Raw genomic sequence first — 26,498 nt, 5'->3', positions numbered from 1 at the left:
GATCAGAAAGGGCCCAGTTGGGCCCTTTTTACTGTCTCGCATGGACTAAAATGCTTCATTAACATTGAAATAGAAGCCATTATCACCATCGCCCCAGGCCATATCTAAACGCAAATTAACTCTAGGCTTAACTTCAAAGCGATAACCAACCCCAGCATTTGGCAAAATGCTTTTACCATCAAACTCACTGACATCATCAGCTATCATGCCCGCGCCAGCCCAAAATACCATGCCATGACGCCCGGGTAAGTTTAAACGATACTCCACTTGTGACATTAGCATCTGTTTATCGCGATAACGGCCTGATGTGTAGCCTCTAAGTAAATCACCACCGCCCACTTTAGATAGTTGATCCCACGGCACCTCACCACTGGTGAATCGTCCTCGTACCTGCCAAGCTAAAATATCTTCATCACGACCGGTCTGCATGTATTCGCTATAGAGTGCGTTATAGACATCAAAGTCAGTTTTACTGCCCAAATACTGTCGATAAAACCTAGCATCTATCTCAAGAATACGCCCTAATCGCGGATTAAGAACATTGTCACGACTATCGTGATTCAACAGTACATTTAAACCAACACTGCGCGAGCTCTCATCAAGTATGTCTGGTTCAACGACCGAATCTAACTGCTCGATTTTACTCGCTTCTGCGTAGCTAAAATCAAAACCGATGCCAACGAAGCTTGTCGGGCTCATCCGCTGTAATAACATTGGATTAATTGACGCTATTCGCTGATTGAAATCGATTCTATTCGTATCTTGATGGTTAGTATCATAACCAATACCGTAGAACACATCTGGCGCATCAAACAATTCAGCGTTGAGGTAAAACCTTTGCTGATCTTGATTGATAAAGGTTTTGTTTGCGACCGCAACGCCCAGCGCACCATTAGTTGATGCAAGGCCATTAATCACCAGTGATGACAGTTGGCTAACGTCATCATCACCATCTATTTGATATAAACCAACTGCCGATATCCCCACTCCTAAATCCATTTCAGGGTTATAAAATGGTCCCGGAAGATAACTAAAATCAATCAACTTATTCGGGTCAAACTCACCATCTGCGCCCAAGGTTTGTAAAAAATCTTCAATCCACCCTTGCGACTGCTGGCTATCAGCAGCTTCAGTCTCTTGATCTATCTCTTCCGACATCGCATAGGTTGCAGACAAAATCAAACTAACGAACAGGAGCAACAATCGACTACAGCTAATTAAATTGGACGTTTTGCTCACTATTGTCATTGCGCCTCCAATGAGGCTTGCTCTGCTTGCCGATGCTGCTGCAACTCAAGTTCACCCTGCACTCGGTTGTAATCACTTATCTGTTTAAAATCGGCCTGAGTGAAACCTTGCTGCCACAACTTAGCGGGGATATGCTGAAAACTAGCTTGAAATTTATCTGCTACAACCAGTTTTTGGGAAGCAACAGTATCAATCTCAACACCATGAATAACCCGGCTTAGCGACAACACATGTGGGTTAACTTCATTGCTATACAGCGGCGCTAATACTTGCCAGCTTTCATCTTGCTCTGCTAATGATTTAGGCACTAAATATGGCGACTGCCTATCCCCCAGATCATAGTGGCGTTTCAAAAGCATAAACTTACTTGGCAATGCTTGGTTTGAGTCCCACCAATGACCATCGACTGCGTCAAAAAGTGCATTTGTTTGCTTGATTGACACCGGCTCCAACCAAGCAAGCGTTGCCGCTAACCACTGACTCATATGCTGGTTATACAGCTCTTTACTCATTGCTAAGTTGTTATTTATCAGGCCTAGAGCAATTTTAGCGCCAAGCATATTTGAGTAGAGATCTTCAGGGGAATAAGCAGAAACCGTTTCAGACCAAGGCGCCCAGCTACGATAACCATGCCACTGCGCCACCTCATGAGCTTCTGCCATAAAATAGGCCAATCTTACAGCCATTGCCGCAGCGACTTCCCATTGCTGCCGAGGCGTTAGATCCGATGTGTCGAATGCGCTTAGCTCAATCACTCTTGGGCCAATTTCATCAGGTAATTTGATGGTTTGTACTTGGCCTAACTTAGGGTAGATACGATAAAACAACGCTATGGCATTATCGGCAGTATCACGCACATGCGCCAAGTCAATAAAGCCCCCTTTTAGGGTATACATTTGACCATTATGCTCGGTGCCACGCTTACCGTTAGGGGCATCTTTTTGAAAACTAAATGTGCCGGCTTCAAACGCATGGGGGCCAACACTATCAACAGCTAATGTATTAGCATAACGAAAAAATGGGATCGGCACTGGACCCACTTTAACCTTTTGCGCATTGCCAAACGCACAGCAAGGTCGCACAGCCTTAGGGATAGGTACTAAAGGTAACTCTTGTAATGAAAGGGCGTGTAACTGATTAAGATCCGGCTCATCATCTAACACAGCACCTATGGCAGCGTCATTCGGTAACGCCCTCACCTGCCAATCACTACTGCTGCAACCCATCAATAATACAACCAGTAAAAAGCCGAGCGCTTTAATCATTTGTAGGCTGTAACTCATTGCACAAACGCCTTAACTGATTGGCTGACGATTTCTGGATAGTCATTACTTAAACCATGAGCGCCATCTGGAATAACCACAATCGGTGCCGTTAAATAATCAGCAAGCTGAATCCCTAAATTAAGTGGAAACACTTTGTCATGCTCGCCCCAAATCAACATACTAGGCGGTAGAGAGCCCACTGCAACACTAGCAGCAATACGGTCTCTATCATCTGTTAGAGTATCGATCAGTTGACGTTTTTCATCTAGATGACCTGCAAAATATTTGGCATAGATTTCCGCGTCTATAAAACCGGGATACCAAGGAAAATCAACAAAAGTACCATCAAGTAAACGTCGCATCTGTTTAGGGTTTTGCGGCACAAAAATGTCACTCGCCTCAGCAGCGTCAAAACGTTGATTCAACGCCGCTAGTTCAGCGTCTGAAAACAGCACTCCAGGGCTAGCAACAAGTACAGCTTTAGCCACTTTCGGCTCACTAAGCATCAAATCAAATGTCACAAAACCGCCGTAAGAGATCCCCACAAGATTTACCTTATCAAGCTCCAATGCCGCTATAAGTTGTCTAATCGCTTGCGACTGAGTTGATAAACGCGCTTCACCTTTACTATATGACTCTCCAAACCATGCTAGATCTGGTGCAATCACTTGATAGTCTTGACTTAGGCTTATCATCACTTGCTGCCAACTTGTGGTGGCAGTGCCGCCAAATCCATGTAATAGCAATATGGTTTCACCTTGGCCTGCCTGCCAATAGTTAAGCTCACCGCCCTCTTGCAGACTGAGTTTATGCTGAGCAAAGCCGGCTTGCTGCAAAGCCGCTTTTTCACTCGCATCAACAATATCAACAGCTGAGCAGCCAGCCATCAATAAAGCAAATAACAAACTGATGATAATGCGCATATTCATCCCCAAATCATGTAAGCAAACAACCAATCACACAAACCTTAGAAGCGATAACCAAGGCCCACCATTAAGCTGGTGCGAGTGCCTAAGCCAAACTCCATCAATAGATCAATACTATTGGTTAAACTGACTTGACTACCAATCAAACCATTCCACTTATCTGCCAAGTGCTGATTAACCTCGAACTTAGCATTGCCAATAGGAATACCAATATCACGCAAGTAGCCACTAAAGTTTTGCTCAACATTTTGATACATGGCACCAACCCAAATCTGCACATCACGATTGTTATATTCAGTGCGGTAGCCAACTCGGGGAGATACCACAATGCTACTTATCTCACCGTCAAGGATATTCAACCGAGTATTGGTGTAGTTAACATCAAGCAAGGCAAACCAATTATCAATACCGCCAACTAGCGTACCGCCAACCCCATATGTCGTGCCTTTAAAATCCAAGATAAAATCAAAAGCAGGACTTGTGGCTGTACAGGGGTTGAATTTACAAAATATTGGTGGCAACACCTCGGTCAAATCCGCCTCTAACTTAACGTTAGCGATACTGCTACCTTTAGTGTGACCAATGATCCCGTATAGATTTAAAAAAGGTAATAACCACATATCACCTCTAAGTGACAGAGTTTCTGAGCTTTGCTCTGCTTGACTACCTTTGATACTCAATATGTCATCTAGGCCACCTAATCCAGAAAAGCCCACTGAATCGACAACTAACGGCTGATCCATATTCATATAATTCAATGTAAAACCATAAGGCTTTGGAAGTTCATGACCTAAATCAATCGCTTCTTGCGCCCAGATAGGGAATGCTCTGTCATAGCGCGTTTTTTGCGGCTCCCTTTCAATTGGAGTCGCTTGCGCCGAAGAAACAAAAAGCAGCACTGAAAGTGCTGCCCAAATACTCATCATTTTAAGCATGTATAGATTGAACCTTTACTTGAAGAAAAACATCGATTGCCGTAGATCAAAAAACATCATGAATTGAAACACACATAAGACAATATAGCTTAATTATTACTCAGCAAACTGAAATCAGGCTGAAATACGTCAACACCAACAAAAAAAGTAGAGTTAAAACTCTAAATAAAGCATACCTGTTTTATACAGCAATGACTAAACTAACTCAGCCGCTTTTTAGTTAGCTTTTATTTAACTGTTTAAAATCGCCACCATGATCTGTGCCCACTAAAGTAAACAAAGCAGGGTCACGCAAACGAGTTAATACGATATCAATAACACTTGTTTGATCAGGCTTTAATATTGTGGCAACTTGCTGCGGCTGTGAATGAAATTCAGCGCTACGATAATAACACATGCCGCTATTTGGCCGTGGTTCAACCCGCAAACCAAGCTGACCATTACTAATTTTTGCGAGTTTATTACTATCGAGATAAAAGCTCATGACATGACGGTTTTTCGAGTTTTTTTGCCTATCTAGCATAAAACCTTTTTTGAAATTGCCGGGCACAAAGTTAGCGCCAGACAGTAAAATCAAATCAAAATCATTAATAGGGTTACCTAAATCGTCGCTTACCCGCACAACTAACATGCTACCGCGAAATCTCTTCCGCTGACCGCTATCATTTGCAGCACTCATCTGAGCTGAAAGTTGCTGGTACTGAGCCGTGGTTCGGATATCAAGACATTGTAGGATCCGCTGCACCACAGGTTTTTGCTTGGCATTACCAGTGGTGACTGAAGCCATAATCCCTTTGCTCTTGCCACTATGACTGGCTCTGTTTATGACTTCAAAAGCCACATCATGCTGAGGAGTAATACATTGGGTCTGTTTTAATTTAACAACGCATTGTGAGTCAAAACCGTCACAGCTCTGCCTGCTTTCCATTAACTTGATATAGCTAAAATTAAGATTTGCCGCCGCAACGCGCACGACACCATCAGATCCAGACTCTGCCGTATAACTGTTCAGATAATCATAGAACTTCTTATCGATAGTTTCGCCAGTTAGCACAAAAGGTAACGGCCCTTCTCCCAGCTTAAAACTCTTTAGCCACTGCAAGTTTAGCTGTAATTGCTCTGTACTGCCTAGCTCAAGCCAATCTAGCACTCTCTGACCAGGCTCTACCCCAGCAAAGAAACTGTTAATCCGCCCGACTCTAGACTTCCCAAGCTGCGCCAAAGCGGAGCCATGATTAGCAGGAGCCAACATAATTAAATGGGTAAGCGGACAAGTATTAATAGCCTCATCAGAGAAGAATAATTGTAACCATTGGCGCAATACCGGCGCACCTGTAGAGTGGGTTATCGCAGCAAACGGCTTATTACCTAATACTGTTAAGCGAGCATAGTCAAAAGCTCTGGCAATATCATCGAGGCGCACTTCGTCATCAAAACTAATATAACGTCCAAGGTGAATATGATGTACCACCAGTTCAAACTCTCCTTCCGCTAGCCGCCCTAGCACTTGCGGCAACTGGCCATAAGTATCAGTATTCGTTACGCTCCATCCATGCACAAAAACTAAATCCATTCCTACCTCAGCGATATTTTTTATTATCAAAGTCTTACTTAAGGGCAAAATCCTGTTAATAGATAAACTCATCTATCTATAATTTTCAATAAGTTAATAATTTAAGGCTATTTCCTATATATCAAAATATTCAACATAAGCGACTGTTAATATCATTCAGTTCTTATTCAGCAAGCCTCGCCTATTATGTGCTCAACAAAACGCAACACCGACACTATTTATCCGACTTAGGAGCACGACATGAAAACTAAAGCACTTATCTTAGCGTCTGTAATGGCAACAGCAATTTCAGCACCAACAATGGCAGCAGACTGGTTCATTGGTGGCGGTGTTGGCGCACAGCAAAACTCTTACAAAGGTTCAAGCCAAGCCAATGTTGATCCGGGCTTTAATGCTGAACATTTTAAAGAAACTGAAAACAACGTTATTTATGAAGCAAGAGCGGGTGTTTACTTAAATGATGCTAACCGTATTTACGGTACATACTCATATAACTCAGACGACTTTAGTCGCCAACAGAGCTTCTTAATGTCTTACGATTACCTAGTAGGCCTAGGTGATAGCAACAAGCTTAATTGGTTTATTGGTGCAACCGCTGGTGTTAATCACATTAGCCCTGATACCAATGCGCTAGACTCTGATAACCGTTTTGTATGGGGTGGCCAAACAGGTCTAATGTACAAAATCAATGACAAGCTAAGCGCTGAAGTTGGCTACCGTTACCTTAAACAAGATTACGATGTCAGTGTAACAACACCAACCCCAGAGCCAATGAACGTGGGTTCAACAGAATCAGCATCACTTAGAGATAGCCAACAGCTTTATATGGCAGTTGACTACCGCTTCTAAGCTGTAAACGAAAACAAAAAACCGGCAACTAACCTGTGTTAGTTGCCGGTTTTTTTAATAGGTTTTATGGCGTCACTAAATCAAACTTACAGTTACGTTTATGGTAAATCGCCAACATAGTCGCTGCGACAACCAGCACAACTAACCATGCCCAAGCGGTGTTAACGCCAAGGTTAATAAGTTGGAAGCCCAACAACGAACTTGATGCCGCCATTAGCGCAAATGGCAATTGAGTTATGACATGATCGTGAGGCTGACAACCGGAGCTCGTAGCACTTATCACACTTGTATCTGAAATCGGTGAGCAATGATCACCAAACACGGAGCCTGCCATAACCGCACTTAAAGTGGCTAGCAATAAATCTGAATTAACAGCAAGTGCCACTTCTGCACCAATCGGGATCATAATCGCGAATGTGCCCCAGCTTGAGCCTGTGGTAAACGCCATTATCGCGCACAATAGAAATGTACCAGCAACCAACATCTCTTTTGATAAAAACTGCTCTGCCCAGTTTGCTAGCATTTTCGCTACACCTAAGTCGGCAATCACAGCACCAATTAACCAAGTGCAAAGTAAGATGGAAATAGCAAAACTCATGGCGCGTACACCGGAAAGTAAATCGCCCAGCAATAAACCTAAGCTGCGACCATTTAACTTAAACAGCGAGATCGCTAACAATGTGGCGAGCAGGCAGGCGTTGCGCATTGCACCGCCAATATCAGCAGAGGTGATCCAATCACTGAAACTTGAGCCTGAAGCGCTATTTTGCGCGCCGGAATATAAAGTTAATACAACCGATGCAAACAGTAAGGTGATCATTGGCAAACCGAGTAACCATGGATTGCCAGCATCGACCTCATCGACACCACTTTCAACTGATGTGTTTAGCTGATTAAAGCCAACTCCAAACCAAGCAATCAAAAAGGATAGTAAAATCACCGTAATGGCATAAAAATTAGTTTTGGCTATCTCAATAAATGACTCTAACGGCGTTAACGGGAGTAAAGTGATCCCGGCCAAGATCGCCATCACATAAGGCCCCCAACTGGAGAAAGGCAAAAGCGCACACAGAGGGGATGCATTAGAGTCAACCAGATAAGCTATCTGTTCACGCGACATCTTGTAACGCTGACTCAGTGGCTGACAAACATGACCCACAGCTAAACAGCTAAAGATCCCATCAATAAATACTACCCAGCCCAGCACTACCACCCCAAGGCGCGCCTGACGACCACTTTTAATACGATGATATAGCCAATCTGCAAATAACTTTACTGCGCCACTTCTGGCAAGCAGCTGTGTCATCATCCCCAATAGCAACATGGCTGCGAGTACATTTAAGTGCCATGCTTGCCACTGACCATCTCGGTAGAATTGCAGCCAAGTTTTATCAGCAAGATAAACTGCAGAGCCAGTAAAATTAAACTGGTTTAAGATAAGTGCACCCGAGACAATACCGACCCCTAATGCAACTAAGGTTTTACGAATAATCAGCGCTAAACTCAGGGTTAGCAAAAGAGGAACAAGTACCAGCAAACTGTCGTGCATCAGCAAGATCCGGTAATAAATAAATAGAAGAATACTAACGACTTACTAACAAGTGCAAAAAAAAACCTCTGCTGCACATTTTATCGCTTCTTTTTTGTCCATTTAGCATAATTAACTATTCAGCAATAGCCCGTCACTGCTAGAATCGGAGCTATCATCTCGCTATTAAAGGGACTCCCTCATGAGCCTAGAACTTTTATCAAAATTGGAAACTAAAATCCAAGCTGCATTAGAAACGATTGAGCTACTAAAAATGGAGCTTGAGGAAGAGAAGCAGGCAAATACAGGCCTGAAAGAGCAGAACCAACAACTGCAGCAAGAGCTGAACTCGTGGAACGAGAAAGTCACTGGCTTAGTTGGTCTACTCAACGACGAAGTGAACTAACACCAATAAACGTTATGCTGTTTGCATCTCGTTATTTTGAGACTCAATCAACTCATTGAGCTCTAAAATAGCCTGCTTAACCTTAGGCAGGCTTTTTCTTGGTAGTAAAAATCTACCTTTATCAAATTCTAATCGCCCTAAATCCTTCACCCAGATCACCCCAGTCAAGAAAATGCGCGCATGCTTTACAATTAGTTTAGGTGCATAGACAGGAAAAACTCTCACAAGACCTCCCGACAACTTTGTTTGTTGTTATTAATTTTTAGTTGGACAGGTGTTTTACCATGAGAGTTTCATTTTTTTGAGCATTTAATTGTAAATTTTTGAATCAGAATGTTAGTAAAAATAAAATACTCTTGGCAATCAAACCGATAACAGAATTACGTGATTATTATTACCAACTGCTGGCTTTTTGACTGCCCAAAATCGCTCTGAGTAGATCAAATTCTTATACTGATTGGTATTATTTAGTATTCACAACACCTTGCAGCTTCAAATGTCATGGACAACAAAAAGGAGCCCTGAGACTCCTTTAGCAATTGAATCACTTTATACTTAGCTTACTTCTGCGTTGCTAAGTAGTAAGCGATATCTAATAGCTCTTGGTAAGACTTAATCGCGCCAGTTTCAACACGATATTTACCATTAACAACTAATGCTGGTACGCCAGCAATTTTGGCATTTTCAGTGTCGCGTTTCATTTTAGACATCTGCGCGTTAACCATAAATGATTTAGCCGCCGCATCAAATGCTTTAGGGTCGACACCATTAACAACGAATAGACCTTTGATATCTTCTAGGCTAGTGAAACGCTGCTTTTTATCTTGAATAGCAGAGAACAGTGCATGCTCCATCTTCTCTTCAATTTTTAGCTGGTGAGCAATCGCAAATGCACGTGACATTTCAACACCCATTTCACGACCAATAAAATCAACATGATTTTGCTTAAAGGTCACACCTTCAGGGATGGTTGCTTTAATTTTTGGAACTTGTTCTTTAGCAAATGTATAACAATGTGGGCAATAGAAAGAGAAGAATTCTGCAATCTCCGGCTTCGCCGTGCCTGGACCTTCATTGATAACGGTGTAATGCACGCCTTCTTCATACTGAGCTGCCATTGCAGCCATTGGCGCCATTAATAGTGCAAATGCAACTAATAGAGCTTTTTTCATTTAACTTCCCCTCGATGCGAATATTGCATCACGCTAGTAATTTCGACATAACATAATGTGCTTTTGAGTCGACCTCAAGCGCAAAAGTTCATTTTTCTGTTACAAAGTACGTGACATAAGCCTTTTAAAATCAATATTGCGGCGTCAAACTCAATGGTACTTCATCCAGTGCCGCCAACTGCTCTTTAAATGCGAGGATCTGCTGCTCCCAGTATTTATCTTCCGCAAACCATGGAAAATTCATCGGAAACGCAGGGTCACCCCAGCGACGACTGAGCCACGCATTATAGTGCAACATACGCATAGCCCTTAAAGGCTCAATTAGCTTGAGCTGGCGGCTATCGAAATGACAAAACTCTTCATAACCTTCAAGCAAAACCTCTAACTGTAACAGCTGCTGTGGTCTGTCACCTGCAAGCATCATCCAGATATCTTGTACCGCAGGTCCCATTTTTGCGTCATCGAGATCCACAAAACCTGGGCCATCTGGTGTCCAAAGAACATTACTTGGGTGCAAATCACCATGTAAACGAATAGCGCGGTAATCATCAGGCAGCCAGAGTGCGGACGATTTTTTAAGTAGCTGCTCTACCACTGTAAAATAAGCTAACTCTAGGCTTGCAGGAATATGCCCTGACGACTTAAGCCACTGTAATGACTCTTCTCCAAGCAGCTTAGGTGACATGGTATCGCGATAACTAAATTCCGCCTGCTTAGAGTATTGATGGATGCGGCCAATAAAGCGCCCAACTTGTTCTAACTGATCAAGATTATCGACCTCAAATGCTCGTCCACCAATAGACGGAAACAACGCGAATCGAAATCCTTGGTATTCATGTAAAGACTTACCATCAATTATCACTGGCGTTGCAATTGGCACCTCTTGATCTGCCAGCGCCGCAGAAAAATCGTGCTCTTCTTGAATTTGTGCGTCTGACCAGCGCTCAGGGCGATAGAATTTCACCACATAGCGTTGACCACGATCACAACGAAATTGATATACACGATTTTCGTAGCTATTTAACGCTAGCAATCCGGTTTCAGGATAGATCCCTAAAGTCTCAATCGCCGTCAAAATTAAATCGGGCGTTAACGCCTGATAATGAAACGCCGAACTAGACGACTCAGCAGCCGATGACATAGGAGTGGTATTCATAACGTGTTACTCGTAAGCAAACAGCCGGCGGCCGTTTGTATCTAAAATTGATTTAAATCTGGTATGGTTTCAGTAGTTCTGCCAAATACACTAACACGTCAAACTCATCTTCTCGGTCAGTGGATAGCCAACAAATGTCGCCATAAAACTCATAATGAAGCTGCAAGTGTGTCCCCTCAAACTCTAGTAACCACTGGTGACGATCTGCTCCCCATTGCTTTTCAACCACGCGACAATCTAATGCTTTAGCAAAAGGCTCGGCGAATAGTTCAAATTGCTCAAAGTCGATATCTGACTGCACCGATAAGCTCAAGGTTTCGCGATCTAATTTGATGGAGGTTAATTTCATTATTTTACTCTTATACTTATTATATTTTTAGTGATAAAGCCATTAGCTACTACAAGACATAATTAAGCCTTGGCCCCAGTCTGGTGGCCTATTAGCTAAATCATCAAATTCAGGCTGCTCTGCAAATGGATTTTGCAGCACTTGCTGCAACTGATGTAGCGGCGCTAAATTGCCCTCTTCCACAGCGATAATAGCCTCTTGAGCCAGATAATTACGCAAAATATATTTAGGGTTGATCTTGTTACGCTCAAGCTGCCATTGCTCTACATCAAGCACCTTACCTACTCTGGCTTGATAACGAGTAAACCAAGTATCAAAGCCATTTAAATCAATAAAGTCATCTCGAAGTGAACTGTGTTTCGAATCAGGATCCAGCTGACCAAAACGACGTAAGGTATTAGTGTAATCTAACTGATTTCGTTCCATTAAAGTGGTAAAGCCACCAATTAGCTCTAAATCCGTTTCGTCAAGAGCACTATCTTCTCGCGCATCAGTGATCCCCAGCTTTGCACGCATTAAGTATAAATAGTGCCTAACCAATTCAACTTGGTACTGATTAAGGGCTGCGATAAGATCATCCGACGATATTATCGGTGCCAACGCTTGCGCTAACCGCTGCAAGTTCCACAGCCCTATTCCCGGTTGCTGCGAGAACGCATAGCGCCCTTCAGGATCTGAATGATTGCAAATAAAATCTTCTGTAAAAGTATCTAAAAAAGCAAAAGGACCAAAATCAAACGAGTCACCGAGTATCGACATATTGTCGGTATTCATCACTCCATGAGCAAAGCCGATAGCCTGCCAGTGGGCAATCATCTTAGCCGTATCTGCAACCACCTGAGTAAACCAAGCCTTATAACCCGCGGCATCACAGGTTAGCTGTGGATAATGCTGCTTAATCGTAAAGTTCAATAACTGTTTAAGTTTATCTGGCGCACCACGCTCGCTATGGCAAAAAAATTCAAAATGGCCAAAACGAATATGACTTTTTGCCAAGCGTACGGTTATAGCGGCTGTTTCTTGAGTTTCACGCCAAACAGGCAGATCTGAGCCAATAACGGCTAATGCGCGAGTAGTAGGTACATGTAGCTGATGCAAAGCCTCTGATATTAAAAACTCACGCACAGCAGAGCGCATTACCGCGCGGCCGTCACCATGTCGCGAATAAGGTGTTGGCCCGCCACCTTTTAAAGCAACGTCCCACGCACCTTGTGGTCCAATGGCTTCACCAACAATAATCGAGCGACCATCGCCTAACTGTGGAGAATAACCACCAAACTGATGACCACTATAAACCTGTGCATAATAGCTAGCACCGGGGATTTGTGCATTGCCAGATAAGCCTTGTAGCAAGGCTTCGGAAGGGCTTTCTATCGCAATTAAATCAGCGGCGTCTTGGCTCCAAGCGAGCCAATGTGGATTGCTTATTGCTAATGGAAACACCTGAGAATAAAACTCGGGTAGTTGCTCAAAAAAGTCCTGTTTTAACTGCATGCTTTACCAACCCTAGTCTCTGTTTTGCAATCAATTCCTGCTATTTTTCTCGATTTATCTCAGCCAATTGCTATTGGTTACTCTTTAGCTTCCACCACATTATTACAGACTAACGTCTTGTCACTTGCTTGGCATTGATAACCACACAAGTAGTTATCTGCTGCGTCTCCATTTAAACGAATTAACCCTTGGCCTTTTGCGTGACACTGTTCAATGGTTTCGTAATAACCCGCTATAAATTTTGATGAATCAGCAACACTCGGCTTTACCTGACCTTGTGGGTAATAAAGCAAAGTCCACTCTGGCTGTTGTGTACATCCACTCATTCCTAGCACTGCAACGCCGACTAACCATAGCGATCGAAAGTTCATATCATTTGTCCTATAAAAAAAGCGAGCTCCAAATGCTATTCTGGAGTTCGCTTTTTGCTAACCCTTGAGTGCATTCTACACTGCTTGGTTAGTGATGGGGGGAGTTTTAGCTGTTAGCGTTATTTGTTAGCTTTAGCCTGCGCTTTTTCAATGCGCGTGATACGTCCCTCAAATCCGGTAACTGTGCCATCTGTTAAGCCATATTCTATGGCCGTTTTACAGATTGCAATCGCACTATCGAATTGGTGGTTATCGTTAAGTAACGTCGATAGTTGCATCAACGCGGTACCTTTTACTTCTGCGTCAGGATTTTCAGCTTTGACTCCTTTCACAAAGGCTGCAAACACTTCAAGATACTGTTGCGATAAACTGGCGCCATACTGAACATATTCAGCTTGCTTGCGCTGCTTATAGCACTCAGCAATGACCAGAGACATTGCCACATGCTCGCTTGAAGCATTCGTAGCTGCTTCAAGTTCATTTAGTGCTTTAGTCAATTTAGGATTAGCCCAAGATAGATCAGCTTGCGCTTGTTTCGCTGGGCTTACAGGCACTTCAACTTCTGGCTCTGGCTCTGGCTCTGGCTCTGGCTCTGGCTCTGGCTCTGGCTCTGGCTCTGGCTCTGGCTCTGGCTCTGGCTCTGGCTCTGGCTCTGGCTCTGGCTCTGCAGTATGTGACGACTCTAATACTTGCTCAACAGCAGCTTCCACCTTTTTTTCAACCACTTGCTCAACAGGTTCTTCCGCGGTCAATTCTGACTTGGTTTCCACTGCAGTTGCAGCCTCAGCAATAGTCTCTGCTTTATCATCAACTTGAACGTCAACAACTGGTTCAGGTTGACTTTCAATGATCTCTTCAACTTGCACAAGCTTTTCTTTAGCATCTGGCTCAAGCTCGGTCTTAACTTCTTGCTCTGCCGACTCAGCCTGTTCAGGCGTTGATTCAAAAGTGACGCCCTCAACCGTGGGGATCGATACATCAGCGGCCCTTTCAGGTGTCACATCCTTCATGTCAGATTCTGCAGCTTCTTGGGCGGGCTCAGCTTGTTTAGCTGCTTGCTCCTTTTCAGCTTTTGCTGCTTTCTGAGTGCGCGTATAGAGGTAAACACCTATTACAATCAGTAATATAATGGCTGCTTCTGTCATCATCTTCCACCTGGTTTGGCCATAAAAATATCCGCAGCAAAAAAGATTTAAGCACGGACGAGCTAAATATTACATTATATATAATGCATTACTTTTCTAACTAACTGGTATTTATATCTCTTTTTTAATCGGGTATCAAAAATATTCGCTTTATTGCATGTTACTAAATATAAATGACTCAGTTTAAATACCGATTAACAGGTTAGACTTATTCAGCGTAAAGGTTTCGAAGAATAGTCTCTTGAGTCAAATTCACGCTATATTCGGCTATAAGCTCATATTCTTATGAGTTAACCCGACAAATAGATCCTGTAATGAATAAAACCCAAGTGTTTGTATCTAAGAAAGTAAAATTCAAAGCCAACAACGCTTAAACCAATATTTTGTGCACACCTTCAAAGTTTGGCGCTTATATTTTGTCAGCCTCAACTAAGCCTTTTATTATATTAATAACCCAGTAACGCACTAAGGTATCTCATGGCATTTGAACAACTTCTCAGTGGAAAACTTTTAAGAGAATTTGAAACCATTTCAGCTATGGTGAAAATTTACTGTAAAGCTCATCATAAAAATACCAATGTTCACCCATGTGCCGAATGTGACGAGTTTTTAGAATATGCTCACACTCGATTAGATCGTTGTCCTTATGGGCAAGAAAAACCAACGTGCAATAAGTGCCCTGTACATTGCTATAAACCACATATGAAGGCCAAGGCACGTGAAATCATGATTTTCGCTGGGCCAAGAATGTTACTTCCTCATCCAATAATGGCGATTCGCCATCTACTATCTGAACGTCACCCAGTCCCAGGTAAGCCACCTAAAGCTCATTCTAATCGCCACTTAAGAACCCGGGTTATAGATAAAAGTTAACCTGCTCCCCTTATTGGCTAATAAGCTTATTTTCCGACTAAAGAGCTCTGTTATTTAAATATTTTATTCAACATTGCTCATTTTTCATTATTGCTTCTGGCGCTTCCTTGTCGTATGGCAATTTCACTACTAGACTTTTGAAAACTAAAAGGAGTTATTCTGAATTGAGGCTTAATTAGCTCAATAAAGGTACGCGGCACGGAGGCTGGTAGTTTGAGCAAACAAATCCTACTCGTTGAAGACAATAAGGTCATGCAGCTGCTGATGACCAATAAGCTGTCGTCTCGAGGCTATAACGTGATAACTGCTCTGAACGGTCTTGAAGCTCTCGCTCAGTTAGAAAAATATCCTTCAATTCAACTTGTGCTAAGTGACTGGATGATGCCAGAACTTAACGGCATTGAGCTGTGCTTTCATTTGAAGTCTCCGGATTATGGTCGCTACATTTTCTTTGTTTTACTTTCAGGGCGTGACGATGACGATTCAATTGTTGAAGGTATTAATGCTGGTGCCGATGACTTTGTCGCCAAAGAAACCAATATCAATGAGCTCGATGCCAGACTAACAGCTGGCTTTAGAACTTTAGAGCTACACAACCAACTCGTCGCCAAAAATATTGAATTAGATCGAGCTTACGCCACAATCCACCAAGACTTAGATTCTGCCAACGCCCTTATTCAGCGTATGCTGCCAAGCCAAACAAGCTTTCCTGGTATCGAACTACATTACACTCATGTACCAAGCGCACAAATTGGTGGTGACATGTTAGGTTGTATGCAACTCGATGAAGAGCATATTGCTGTTTATCTTTTTGATGTGGCGGGGCACGGCGTTGCCTCTGCACTTATGTCTTTTGCGATCCAGCAAAGTATTAGCGCTAATTCTGGTACTCATTCCAACGTCAAACGCAAAAAAGATACCGATCCCTTTTATATGTTGCGAGATCCTAGCGAAGTACTTTCACGACTTAATCAAAGTTACCTCAGTCAAGACAACAACCTGTACTTCACCATGGTCTATGCGGTACTGAATATACGCAATGGTACGTTAACTTATGCCAGCGCAGGACACCCGCCGATGATCTGGCTTCAAAACCGCAATCAAACCGCACAATTTATTCAACAAGACAGTTTTGTCGCGGGCATGTTTGACTTTGCTAGTTACAAAACGGAACAAGTACAGCTCAATCACGGTGACCGTTTATTTCTGTACTCAGATGGAATTACGGAAGCGGAATCGGCTACTAAACAACAATACTCAGAATCAGCGTTAAAACAATTGGTTGAAGACTTAGCCCACCAGCCTGCAAACAAGCAAACTGAGGCGATAGTTAATACCGTCAAGGCTTGGTGCGGAATTGAACAATTTGATGATGATATTAGTTTATTAGCCTTTGAATGGAAAGGTAATTAAAAGAGGAAGAATTATGCAATTTGAAATAATTGAAAGGGGTCAATACACGGTAATTCAGGTCAATGAAGCTAGGTTTGATGCCAAACTCGCCCCCTCTTTTCGTGAAGAGCTGGAAAACATTAAAGGCAATATACGCGATCACCTCGTGCTTGATCTAAGTGAAGTGCGATTCATGGATAGCAGTGGTCTAGGGGCGATAATGGGAGCCTATAAAATGTTACGTAATTCGAAAATCAGCATAGTCAATCCACAAAAGCCTATTGTTGATCTGCTCAAACTAACGCGTATGGACAAGCTAATCCTCAGTCACCCAACAATTGAAGCAGCATTAGCTGCAACAGCTTAATAAGAGGGATATTATGAAAGGGATGATCTTAGCTGCAGGGAAAGGCACGCGCATAAAGCCTATCTCTTATGCGATTCCAAAACCTATGATCCCAATCTTAGGTAGACCTGTTATGGAGTCAATGATCCAACTATTTGCTAAACATGGTATCGACAAAATTGTTGTCAACACCAGTCATTTAGCGGAAATCATTGAAAACTACTTTGGTGACGGTCACCACTTTAACGTACAGCTTTCATATTCCTATGAAGCCAAAGAGGTTAACGGAAAATTTGTCAGCCAAGCCTTAGGCAGCGCTGGAGGCATGAGAAAAATTCAGGATTTTTCTGGTTTTTTTGATGAAACCTTTGTGGTTGTTTGTGGTGATGCTTGGATTGACCTAGATCTAAAAGAGGCCATTGAACAGCATAAGCAACATGGTGGGTTAGCCACTATCATAACCCGAGAAGTTGACCCATCAGAGGTGAGTAAATACGGTGTTGTGGTCACTGATAAATATAATCAAGTAACTAGCTTCCAAGAAAAACCCGCTGCAGAAGAAGCATTATCAAACAACATCAATACCGGAATTTACATTTTTGAGCCGGCGATTTTCGATTTTATTCCGAAAAATATCGAGTTTGATATTGGTAACGACCTGTTCCCTTTGCTTGTAGAAAGACAAGCAAACTTCTATGCAATAAAAATGGACTTCCAGTGGTTAGATGTCGGTAAAGTAAAAGACATATGGGAAGTTACCAGTGACATTTTAAATGGCAAAGTTAAAGGTTACCCCATTCCTGGAACACAAGTATCACCGGGGGTTTGGCTTGGAATTAATACCCGCATCGATGTATCCAAGTGTAAGATCACGCCACCAGTGCTCATTAGTAGTGGTTGTGAAGTCCAAGATGGTGCAACCATTATTGGCCCAGCTGTCGTTGGCGCGAACTGTGTCGTAGAGGGTAAAAGTCTAGTTAGCAACACGCTAATTTGCGAATACATTCATCTTGCTGATGACGCTTACATCGTCAACAAAACCATGTTTGGCGACTATCTGCTTGGCCATGATGGCTACACCCAAGAACTCGCTGATTGTCAGTACGTCAACATTCTGCAAAATCGCAATATCTCTCGGCCGTTAGTGGCTCAACCTTCAACTGAATCAAGTAATGCAGCTCGGCTACAACCGGCACTAAGCTCTGCTACTTTGCAGCAAGTGAAATAGGAGGCTGCTTAGTGAATACAAGGACGTTTCACAAACAATATATTAGCAATTTAGACGCCTCGCGCCACGCCGCAGAGGATATTGTACCTTTTTGGCAACTGCTTGCCTTAGATGAGGCCATCATCAGCCAAATGGAACTTTGTTTAGTAGAAGTAGTGAATAACGTCTTCGAACATGCTTACGGCAACCATGTAGGCTCATCTTTCGGTATTCGCACATACCTCAATAGCAAACAGCAGCTAATTATTGAGATCAGTGATTATGGCGTAGCCATGCCAAGGCACATACTCGAGCATTTGCCGTCGACGGCCTTCGTCGAGCCTGTCGAAGATGATCCCTCTACTTGGTTGCAAAGTAGCAGGGGCTTAAAAATAGTCCAGCAACTGACTGACAAACTAGAGTACACATCAAAAAATAACTGCAATACATTCAGAATGTTAAAAGAAACGACCTAAAGCTGAACCACTGTTTGTCAGCCAGTTTAGCCAACACAGAGCATCAAGGTACATATACGGAGAAAAGCTAAATGGATTTTTACTTTAATGAGTTTGAGAAACGCCAACCTCCTCAACCCACTCCGTATAGCTTACCGAGAGAGTTACTCTATCAATATCTAGCAACTTGCAATATTTGCTTAGGACTTTGGTATCTCATTTGGCGCTGGGGGTTTGCGCTAAACTATGATGCAATGTGGTTTTCTTTGCCGCTAGCATTTGCCGAATCATGTGCCTTTATAGGCACCATTTTGTTTACGTTTAATCTTTGGAAAACCCAAGATGAACCTCAGCAAAGCCCACCGAAGTCGATTAACCAATGCATTAAAGAACCAATGGAAGATAGACCTATAAGTGTTGATATTTTATTTCCCACTTATGATGAGGAACCTGATCTCGTTGCATTAAGTATTAAAGATGCACTCAAAGTAAAATATCCACACGAAATAGAAATTCGCATTTTTATTCTTGACGACGGCAAAAGACCTGAGATGGCGCAACTGGCAGCTAAACTCAATGTTGAATATATTACTCGCGACAGCAATATTGGTTATAAAGCAGGAAACTTAAGAAACGCATTAGAACAAACTTATGGCGACTTTATTGTTATCTGCGATGCCGATACTCGCCCCTTCCCCAGCATACTGTCGAATACTTTAGGTTATTTCAAAGATCCTGATGTAGCCTGGGTACAAACACCACAATGGTTCTTTGATCTACCCGCTGGTGAACGTTTGCCTTTATGGTTAAAAAAACGTTTGGGTACGCCCTTTGGCTGGCTAGGTAGCGCCTTTGAAAAACTCTACGGCCCCGTCACACTTGGCAAAGATCCATTCGCTAATGACCCACAAATGTTTTACGACGTAATTCAACGTAGACGCAACTGGGCCAACGCGTCTTTTTGCTGTGGAGCAGGCTCTATTCATCGCAGAGAAGCAGTCATGGAAGCTGCGCTACGCAGTTACAGCCAACAAATTAGCCAAGAGCATGATGCGATAGAAAAGCAAATTCGTAAGCTCACCAAAGAAAAGCAAGTTGATAGTAGTATTTCAAATAATCTGCGTCAGGAAATCATCTTTGACACCGAGTTTACGCCTTATAAGTTCCATGTTTCAGAAGATATTTATACATCGTTGATTTTACATGGTGATACAGAACGTCAATGGCGATCTATCCAACATCCGCAAATAGAAAGCAAAATGCTGTCACCACAAGATTTACAAAGCTGGACAGTGCAACGCTTTAAGTACTCTGGCGGTTCTATTGATATTTTTATGAACGACAACCCTCTGTTCAAGAAAGGCATGAGCCTGAAACAGAAGTTCATGTATGGTGCGAGTTTTTGGTCTAATTTATCTGCCATCTGGAACATCATTTTTCTAGCCTGCCCTATCGTCTATTTCTTAACGAGTATCGCTCCAGTAAGCGCTTATGACACCACCTTTTACCTGCACTTTCTTCCCTTTGTCATTACAGCTGAGCTAGCAATGATGGTGGGAACATGGGGCATAGCAGGCTACCAAGGTAAAACTAACTTTTTATCGTTTTTCCCCGTCAACCTAAAAGCCTTATGGACTGTATTACGCGGTAAAAAAATCAGCTTCCCTACCACACCCAAGAGTCGCCAAAGTGGGCGTTTTTTACACTTAGTGATCCCGCAAATAGCGGTGCTGGTACTAAGCGGCGCCAGCATGGGGTTCGCTTGGTATGCCTATAGCACGCAACTATTTGGAGACTACTCACTTGGTGGCTTAATTTTAAATAGTTTTTGGGCGTTAAATAACATGATGGCGATGTGGGGAATGATCGCCGCAGCTTGTTGGTCACCACCAGCCCCCAATGAACCCAGCCAAGTAAATGTAGAGGAGTTAAATTATGGAATCGACTAGCTCATGGGTTAAAGCGCGCCATCACATTGTATTTTTAGCTGGCCTTTTCACCGCTTTAGCGATCGCATTTACGATTGAGACTCGCGAATACAATCAAGTATTAGGTAATCTTTCATTTACGTCTAGTGAACCTATTCCATTTCGAGAAAGCCGAGTATTAACCGATGAGGAATATCAATGGGCCAATATTGCATGGCAGTATTTTGAAAATAACTATCAAGATAATACCGGCTTGGTCAACTCTGTTGACGGTTATCCGTCGACCACAATGTGGGATACAGCTTCATATTTAATGGCATTAATTTCAGCTCACAAACTGAATATCATCGGCTTTGATGAGTTTAATCTTAAAATGGAAAAAGCGCTTAACTCACTTGCCCGCCTCCCCTTAGTAAGAGATGAACTGCCAAATAAAGCCTATAACACGCAAACATTAACCATGGTTGATTACAATAATGAGCCTGTAACAGGCGGGATAGGCTGGTCTGCAATTGATATTGGGCGGATCTTAGTGCCGATGAATATTCTGATCTGGCAGTATCCACAGTTTAATCGCCAAGTAAATGCCGTTTTAGAGCACTGGAAAATTACCGCGATGACCATAGATGGTTATATGTATGGATCAAGGTTATCAACAAGCAATACTTTAGAGCTAGTTCAAGAGGGCAGAATCGGCTATGAGGAGTACGCCTCCAAAGCATTAAGCTTAATGGGACGAGACGTATTCAACGCGCTTAAATATGCAGATTACTTAAAGCTGATAAATATCAACGGTATTGATATCCCTACCGACAGTCGCGATCCAGCCAAATACCATGCTCACAACTATGTTGTCAGCGAATCTTACATTCTCGATAGTATAGAGTTTGGCGGAGACAGTATCTCGAAGGTATTCGCTTATCGCGTCTACAAAGCTCAAGAAGCACGTTATCAACAAAAAGGAATCCTAACTGCAGTTAGCGAAGATCATATAGATCAGGCCCCCTACTTCGTTTACAACACTGTCTTTTCTGATGGGAAAAAATGGAACTCCATCACGGATACCGGTGCCGATGCCTCTGCATACAAAACCCTCTCAACAAAAGCTGCTTTTGGTTGGTACTCCTTATATGACACGCCTTATGCCGCTGAGTTAATCGATGGTGTTAACCAATTGAACTCCGAGTCACAAGGTTGGTATTCAGGTTTATATGAAAGTAATGGCGAAATAAATAAAACACTTACCGCAAATACCAATGGCATTGTTTTAGAGTCGCTCGCCTATATTCAAAGTGGGGCTTTACTCAATATTGGTGTTGATGCTCAACAATAAAGGGGACAGTATGCGCTTAGTACCATTGTTATGTTTAACATGTACCCTGACAGCTTGCGGCAACAGCTATCAAGGTTTTTCAAATGATATCGTCACACGTCATAGTCACTGGGATACACCAGAACCAAGATCTGGAGATTTAACTGAAAAAGAGCTCGAAATGGCGACCATTGCCTGGAAGTATTTTGAGAATAACTACCAAGAATCAACAGGTCTTGTAAATGCGGTAAATAATTATCCGTCGGTAACATGGTGGGACGCTTCATCTTATTTAGCTGGCATGGTCAGTGCACTTGAGTTTGGCATCATTAAGCGAGAAGAATTTGATCGTCGCTTTACTAAGTTTATCACCACACTCAATACTCTAGATTTATTTATGGGAGAACTACCAAACAAAGCCTATAACACCCAAAATGCCGCTAAAGTGGATTACGCTAACCAGCCTGGAGAAATTGGCTATTCAGCATTAGATCTAGGTCGACTACTTATATGGTTACACATCATTAAACACCGCTTTCCGCAATATGCCAGCGCTATCGACTCAGCTGTACTACGCTGGAACTTTTGTAACGTGGTCGATGAGAATGGCACCATGTTTGGCGCACTGCTTGAACCGGGAAAGCCGGTGCAATATCTACAAGAAGGTCGTTTAGGCTATGAAGAATATGCCGCAAAAGGATTTGAATTATGGGGCTTTAATACCGACCAAGCATTAATGCCTGAGCCCTACGCCACCATCAATATGTATGGTTATGATATCCCCTACGACACTCGCGATCCTCGTAAACTCAAGGCACACAGTTACGTGGTAACCGAAAGCTATGTTTTAGACGGCATCGAATTAGGCTGGGATGTAACCAGCGATAAATCTGCTCACGATGACGATTATAGCCACGACTGGGTCGCTGATTTTGCCTTGCAGATCTATCGAGTACAAGAAAAGCGTTACCATGAAACAGGCATTATTACCGCTCGTACAGAGCACCAGTTAGCCGGCGCCCCTTATTTCGTGTATGACACCATTTATACCGATGGCTTTGCATGGAATACCATTTCCGAGGCTGGCGAGTTCTTACCTCAATATGCAGCTGTTGCCATCAAAGGCGCCATGGGAATGTGGGTACTATGGGATACCGAATATACTGACCTGTTATTTGAACATGTGAGCAATGTTTACGATCGCGAAAAAGGGTTTTACGAAGGTATTTTCGAAAACGGTACCGGTTTGATTAATACCTTTACCTCCAATAACAATGGCATATTACTCGAGATCCTTCTTTATAAAAAACAAGGAAAGTTGCTGCAATATCAAGACAAAACAGCCCCCAGCCTATGGGATAAAGCGTTAAAAAATCCATTTGAATATCAAAGCCAATGTTTACCTAAACAGTTAGCATCACAATAAGGCTGGCTATGCATAAATACGTTGCACTAGCGCTAATCCTTGTTTGCTTACAAGGCTGTGGCCTCATCTATCAAGGAGTGCAGTCTGGTGTAGCAGGTGTGAACCAATCACAGCTGCTACGACAAGGTCGACACGGCGAGCTTAGCGAGCAAGAACTTGCTTGGGCTAACACAGCATGGCGCTACTTCAGCAACAATACTCAGCTCGCAACCGGACTTGTTAACTCAATTGATAACTACCCCACAATGGACATGACTTCATTGGCTGACTATCTCATCGCTCTGCAAGCAGCCAAGCAATTTGAGCTTATTTCATCCAGAGAACATGACGAACGCCTAACAATGGCAATCGATTTTTTAACCAATATGCCGCTCACTCGCCAAGGAGTGCCCAATAAAGTTTACTCCACCAGCAACAGGAACATGGTCAATTATGCTAATCAAAGTGCGGAGCTAGGGTGGTCAGCAATTGATATTGGTCGTCTACTCATCGCGCTGGCAATTACCAAACAAAATAATCCTCAATTTGCTGAATATATAGATAAAGGTGTGCTCAGATGGAATTTTTGTAGCCTAGTATCAGATGAAGGAGAGCTCTATGGCGGTAATATTTCTCAAGATCAAGTACAGCCCTATCAAGAAGGGCGATTGGGTATCGAAGAGTATGCTTCTTATGGCTATTTAGATTGGGGGATTATTCCACATCGCAATATCAGTCTCGAGCCCTATGAAGTGATAACCATCAATGGCATAGATCTCCTATTTGACGGCCGAGATCCCCGCTTTACTGATGTGTTAAGACCTGTTTTTAGTACGCCCTATTTATGGCTCGGTTTAGAGTTTAATTGGGATGATATTGACGATTTAAGCTCATCTGATGCATCTCACAGTAATCCAGCACTCGCGGCTATGGCAGACTCCGTATACCTGGTTCAACAAAGCCGCTGGCAGCAAGAACGTATTTATACCGCCAGAGGTGAACATGTTGTCTCTGGCGCACCTTACTTTGTCTATGACGCAATTTACGCATTAGGCACACCATGGATTACTGTCGCAGAAGATGGTAGTAGCCATGATGAACTGGCACTTGTGTCAACCCGAGTTGCATTTCAAATGTGGGCGCTTTGGAAAACCGATTACACCGAAAAGCTGCTCACTTTGGTACAGGAGATGTATCACCCGCAGCGTGGCTGGTATGAGGGGCGTTATGAACGTTCTAGTGCATATGAAAAAAGCATTACGTTAAAGACCAATGCCGGCGTATTGGAAGCCTTACTCTATAAACAGGTTGGAAAGTTGTATCAACCCAATAACGACAAACAATATCGTGATGTTCGCTTTAATTCCCGCTTTGATCATCCCGGAAAATGTCTAACGGAGACCTTCAAATGAGCAAACGCTATCGCTGGGTAATTACGCTAGTGAGTCTTAGCCTTCTCATTAGCCTAGCAGCTTTTGCGCTGCCACAATCGCTTTCTCTAAAACCCTTTAGCAAAGGTAATTACCTAGTTAAAAAAGGCGCTTATGATCAAGCTGCTGCACATTGGCATCAGCTCAGTATTCAATTTATGAGCAACTCACAAAACCTTTCTCCACAACAAATGTGGCAAAATGCCGGCCTAGCGGCCTCTTTAGCGGCCATCGCTGCCGATAAAGCACAAGATCCAATCGCCTATCAATACTGGGCCGATAGCACCCGCTATCTACTTACAGGAGGAACAAATTGGTCGCAGTTACAACAGCAATTGCATCAACGTTTTGAAACAGCTAACACCCAACTATCGGTTGCAATGCAAGTGAATGACATAAATGCAGGTATAGATGCGTCACTGGATCTAGAACTGAGCGTGTTGCAAGTATGGGATGATAAATTAGCTATTTTTGAATTTTCTTCTCCGCGGCTTGGGCTCAACCGTCTGCAGCAAAATAGCAATGTAACAACAAGTGTAGCTCCCCCCTATCCGGCAGAAAAACAACAAAACACACAACATAATGGTGAGAAAAAACTATCAGGGATCCAAACCAATGTATCGCAAACACCTGCGTTTACTCTCGCTCCCGTGCCAACCACCGATTCAACCGCAACTGAACAAACTGCGCCAACTCAAGCGACAGTTGACTCATCTGCTACAGAGATATCAGCTGCAGCGCAACATAACCCTCTTGCTAAAGGCAATCTATTACCAGCACAGAACCCTCAAGTTGAAGCAAAACAAAAACGCCAAATTGAGCCGGTTCCAGTTTCAGAGCAAACAGCTCCAACTGAAGCACAACAAACACCTGCTCAAAAGCCAGAGCCCTAATTGATGAATAACAAAAATAAGAAAATTATCTTTGATAATATCGATGGTATATCCAGCATTTAGACCTTTTTTAAACGGCTAAACAGTTGCTAACCTTTGTAATCAAGCGCCAACAATAACGCCTCAAAATTGGGCAGTATTGGGTAGATACCGACCCCATCATAAGTCACATAGACAATGTTTGGCTCACCGTCTTGATTGAAATCAAGACACAGCACGTCACCATTGTTGCTCGCAAATGGCACTAACTTCTGCCAATCTCTGCCTTGTAACTCATCTTGATGTTCATCAGCAGCAAAACACATTTCAAGTACTGAAATTTCAGTTTGATATTGACTTCCACCAGGTAAATATAAGCCCTCAAATAAACTAAATGACTGACAACGTACTTCGCTACCATCGATAATCGTCATCGGTAACTTGAGCTCTAGGCTTAGCTTAGACGGATCATCATGGCGCTGGGCACAAGGAAAAATAAAATCATACCCCGCATCAAAACCACCGCACTGTTGAATAAACTCAACAAATAATGATGGCAATGCTTGGCCAAGTTTTAAATTTAGCTCGCTGATAAATCTAGGCTCGAGCGTTTCTTGGCTCGGAATAAAACGCATCTCAGTTAACTTAGGGTTTTGCTTTATCAGCGTTGCCGCATCACCATGAAAAACTACTCTATTTTCTCTGTTTTCAACCAACATTTACCGATTCTCACTTAGCATTTTTATCTTGTAAGTTAACTAATCCATCATAAGCATTTGCCAATCTACACTGTTTTGAAATGCTCAACCACACCAATTTATATCAAAATAAGTTCTACTATTTAGTTACTTACCTGCTAAT

26 protein-coding genes are annotated in these 26,498 nt (G+C 42.8%); 12 read left to right on the top strand and 14 right to left on the bottom strand.

The features are described 5' to 3' along the window. Nucleotides 1-45: 45 nt before the first annotated feature. The 5 genes from L884_RS0110275 to L884_RS0110255 all read right to left on the bottom strand — a co-directional run bounded on the left by L884_RS0110275 (nucleotide 46) and on the right by L884_RS0110255 (nucleotide 5,947). A complete protein-coding gene (locus L884_RS0110275) occupies nucleotides 46-1,248 on the bottom strand; it encodes a BamA/TamA family outer membrane protein (RefSeq protein ID WP_051435604.1) in 1,203 nt (400 codons plus the stop codon). Continuing rightward, on the bottom strand, nucleotides 1,245-2,531 hold the full coding sequence (locus L884_RS0110270) for a DUF4056 domain-containing protein (protein ID WP_156925678.1): 1,287 nt from the start codon (nucleotides 2,529-2,531) through the stop codon (nucleotides 1,245-1,247). The genes L884_RS0110275 and L884_RS0110270 overlap by 4 nt, the downstream gene beginning before the upstream one ends. Further along, nucleotides 2,528-3,436 (bottom strand): alpha/beta fold hydrolase, encoded by a 909-nt coding sequence (locus tag L884_RS0110265; protein ID WP_028767426.1) that lies wholly within the window; start codon nucleotides 3,434-3,436, stop codon nucleotides 2,528-2,530. The genes L884_RS0110270 and L884_RS0110265 overlap by 4 nt, the downstream gene beginning before the upstream one ends. Before the next feature lie 44 nt (nucleotides 3,437-3,480). Then, nucleotides 3,481-4,374, bottom strand: coding sequence for a hypothetical protein (locus L884_RS0110260; RefSeq protein WP_028767425.1), 894 nt, complete (start codon nucleotides 4,372-4,374; stop codon nucleotides 3,481-3,483). Between the two features lie 220 nt (nucleotides 4,375-4,594). Then, the gene (locus L884_RS0110255) at nucleotides 4,595-5,947 is read right to left on the bottom strand and encodes a lipase family protein (RefSeq protein ID WP_037410760.1); all 1,353 of its coding nucleotides are present in this window, start codon (nucleotides 5,945-5,947) and stop codon (nucleotides 4,595-4,597) included. 240 nt (nucleotides 5,948-6,187) lie between these two features. Here L884_RS0110255 and L884_RS0110250 point away from each other — a divergent pair, with 240 nt between their 5' ends. After that, nucleotides 6,188-6,796 (top strand): outer membrane beta-barrel protein, encoded by a 609-nt coding sequence (locus L884_RS0110250; RefSeq protein WP_028767423.1) that lies wholly within the window; start codon nucleotides 6,188-6,190, stop codon nucleotides 6,794-6,796. A 64-nt stretch (nucleotides 6,797-6,860) separates the two neighbouring features. On the opposite strand, the gene L884_RS0110245 is transcribed toward L884_RS0110250, so the two are convergent. Then, on the bottom strand, nucleotides 6,861-8,345 hold the full coding sequence (locus L884_RS0110245) for a Na+/H+ antiporter NhaC family protein (RefSeq protein WP_028767422.1): 1,485 nt from the start codon (nucleotides 8,343-8,345) through the stop codon (nucleotides 6,861-6,863). Nucleotides 8,346-8,526: 181 nt separating this feature from the next. Between L884_RS0110245 and zapB the strand changes: the two genes are divergently transcribed. Continuing rightward, nucleotides 8,527-8,730, top strand: a complete 204-nt coding sequence (zapB, locus tag L884_RS0110240; RefSeq protein ID WP_028767421.1) for a cell division protein ZapB — start codon at nucleotides 8,527-8,529, stop codon at nucleotides 8,728-8,730. 12 nt (nucleotides 8,731-8,742) lie between these two features. Here the strand turns inward: zapB and L884_RS0110235 are convergent, their stop codons facing one another. From L884_RS0110235 to L884_RS23220, 7 genes are all read right to left on the bottom strand, one after another. Further along, on the bottom strand, nucleotides 8,743-8,955 hold the full coding sequence (locus tag L884_RS0110235; protein WP_028767420.1) for a DUF1107 domain-containing protein: 213 nt from the start codon (nucleotides 8,953-8,955) through the stop codon (nucleotides 8,743-8,745). A gap of 335 nt (nucleotides 8,956-9,290) precedes the next feature. After that, nucleotides 9,291-9,902, bottom strand: coding sequence for a thiol:disulfide interchange protein DsbA/DsbL (locus L884_RS0110230; RefSeq protein ID WP_028767419.1), 612 nt, complete (start codon nucleotides 9,900-9,902; stop codon nucleotides 9,291-9,293). 130 nt (nucleotides 9,903-10,032) lie between these two features. Next, on the bottom strand, nucleotides 10,033-11,058 hold the full coding sequence (locus tag L884_RS0110225; RefSeq protein WP_037410758.1) for a serine/threonine protein kinase: 1,026 nt from the start codon (nucleotides 11,056-11,058) through the stop codon (nucleotides 10,033-10,035). A gap of 52 nt (nucleotides 11,059-11,110) precedes the next feature. Further along, nucleotides 11,111-11,407, bottom strand: coding sequence for a DUF3630 family protein (locus tag L884_RS0110220; RefSeq protein ID WP_028767417.1), 297 nt, complete (start codon nucleotides 11,405-11,407; stop codon nucleotides 11,111-11,113). 42 nt (nucleotides 11,408-11,449) lie between these two features. Beyond that, nucleotides 11,450-12,901 (bottom strand): protein adenylyltransferase SelO, encoded by a 1,452-nt coding sequence (locus L884_RS0110215; protein WP_028767416.1) that lies wholly within the window; start codon nucleotides 12,899-12,901, stop codon nucleotides 11,450-11,452. A gap of 77 nt (nucleotides 12,902-12,978) precedes the next feature. Beyond that, nucleotides 12,979-13,272: a hypothetical protein gene (locus L884_RS0110210; RefSeq protein ID WP_028767415.1), complete on the bottom strand. Its 294-nt coding sequence runs from the start codon at nucleotides 13,270-13,272 to the stop codon at nucleotides 12,979-12,981. Nucleotides 13,273-13,391: 119 nt separating this feature from the next. Continuing rightward, on the bottom strand, nucleotides 13,392-14,420 hold the full coding sequence (locus L884_RS23220; protein ID WP_245603104.1) for a hypothetical protein: 1,029 nt from the start codon (nucleotides 14,418-14,420) through the stop codon (nucleotides 13,392-13,394). Between the two features lie 474 nt (nucleotides 14,421-14,894). Between L884_RS23220 and L884_RS0110200 the strand changes: the two genes are divergently transcribed. The 10 genes from L884_RS0110200 to L884_RS22620 all read left to right on the top strand — a co-directional run bounded on the left by L884_RS0110200 (nucleotide 14,895) and on the right by L884_RS22620 (nucleotide 25,658). After that, nucleotides 14,895-15,290 carry a nitrous oxide-stimulated promoter family protein gene (locus tag L884_RS0110200; RefSeq protein ID WP_028767413.1) on the top strand — a complete coding sequence of 132 codons (396 nt, stop codon included), beginning with the start codon at nucleotides 14,895-14,897 and terminating at the stop codon, nucleotides 15,288-15,290. A 213-nt stretch (nucleotides 15,291-15,503) separates the two neighbouring features. Continuing rightward, entirely contained in the window at nucleotides 15,504-16,703 is a 1,200-nt protein-coding gene (locus tag L884_RS0110195) for a PP2C family protein-serine/threonine phosphatase (RefSeq protein WP_028767412.1), read from the top strand. Between the two features lie 13 nt (nucleotides 16,704-16,716). After that, complete coding sequence (locus L884_RS0110190; protein ID WP_028767411.1) at nucleotides 16,717-17,049, top strand: STAS domain-containing protein; 333 nt, start codon at nucleotides 16,717-16,719, stop codon at nucleotides 17,047-17,049. A 13-nt stretch (nucleotides 17,050-17,062) separates the two neighbouring features. Continuing rightward, complete coding sequence (locus L884_RS21940) at nucleotides 17,063-18,256, top strand: nucleotidyltransferase family protein (RefSeq protein WP_084221425.1); 1,194 nt, start codon at nucleotides 17,063-17,065, stop codon at nucleotides 18,254-18,256. Nucleotides 18,257-18,267: 11 nt separating this feature from the next. Beyond that, nucleotides 18,268-18,711 (top strand): ATP-binding protein, encoded by a 444-nt coding sequence (locus tag L884_RS0110180; RefSeq protein WP_028767410.1) that lies wholly within the window; start codon nucleotides 18,268-18,270, stop codon nucleotides 18,709-18,711. A 71-nt stretch (nucleotides 18,712-18,782) separates the two neighbouring features. Further along, nucleotides 18,783-20,639 (top strand): glycosyltransferase family 2 protein, encoded by a 1,857-nt coding sequence (locus L884_RS0110175; protein ID WP_028767409.1) that lies wholly within the window; start codon nucleotides 18,783-18,785, stop codon nucleotides 20,637-20,639. Beyond that, nucleotides 20,626-21,951: a DUF3131 domain-containing protein gene (locus L884_RS0110170; protein WP_028767408.1), complete on the top strand. Its 1,326-nt coding sequence runs from the start codon at nucleotides 20,626-20,628 to the stop codon at nucleotides 21,949-21,951. The genes L884_RS0110175 and L884_RS0110170 overlap by 14 nt, the downstream gene beginning before the upstream one ends. Nucleotides 21,952-21,961: 10 nt before the next feature. Further along, on the top strand, nucleotides 21,962-23,356 hold the full coding sequence (locus tag L884_RS0110165) for a DUF3131 domain-containing protein (RefSeq protein ID WP_028767407.1): 1,395 nt from the start codon (nucleotides 21,962-21,964) through the stop codon (nucleotides 23,354-23,356). An 8-nt stretch (nucleotides 23,357-23,364) separates the two neighbouring features. Next, a complete protein-coding gene (locus tag L884_RS0110160; RefSeq protein WP_028767406.1) occupies nucleotides 23,365-24,747 on the top strand; it encodes a DUF3131 domain-containing protein in 1,383 nt (460 codons plus the stop codon). Beyond that, a complete protein-coding gene (locus L884_RS22620) occupies nucleotides 24,744-25,658 on the top strand; it encodes a hypothetical protein (protein WP_051435603.1) in 915 nt (304 codons plus the stop codon). The genes L884_RS0110160 and L884_RS22620 overlap by 4 nt, the downstream gene beginning before the upstream one ends. 89 nt (nucleotides 25,659-25,747) lie before the next feature. Here the strand turns inward: L884_RS22620 and L884_RS0110150 are convergent, their stop codons facing one another. Further along, nucleotides 25,748-26,356 (bottom strand): SMI1/KNR4 family protein, encoded by a 609-nt coding sequence (locus tag L884_RS0110150; protein WP_028767405.1) that lies wholly within the window; start codon nucleotides 26,354-26,356, stop codon nucleotides 25,748-25,750. Nucleotides 26,357-26,498: the final 142 nt, after the last annotated feature.

Source organism: Shewanella fidelis ATCC BAA-318 (assembly GCF_000518605.1).
Classification (GTDB): domain Bacteria; phylum Pseudomonadota; class Gammaproteobacteria; order Enterobacterales; family Shewanellaceae; genus Shewanella; species Shewanella fidelis.
The sequence above is the reverse complement of the archived record's forward strand: the minus strand, read 5'-3'. Positions and strand labels throughout refer to the sequence as shown.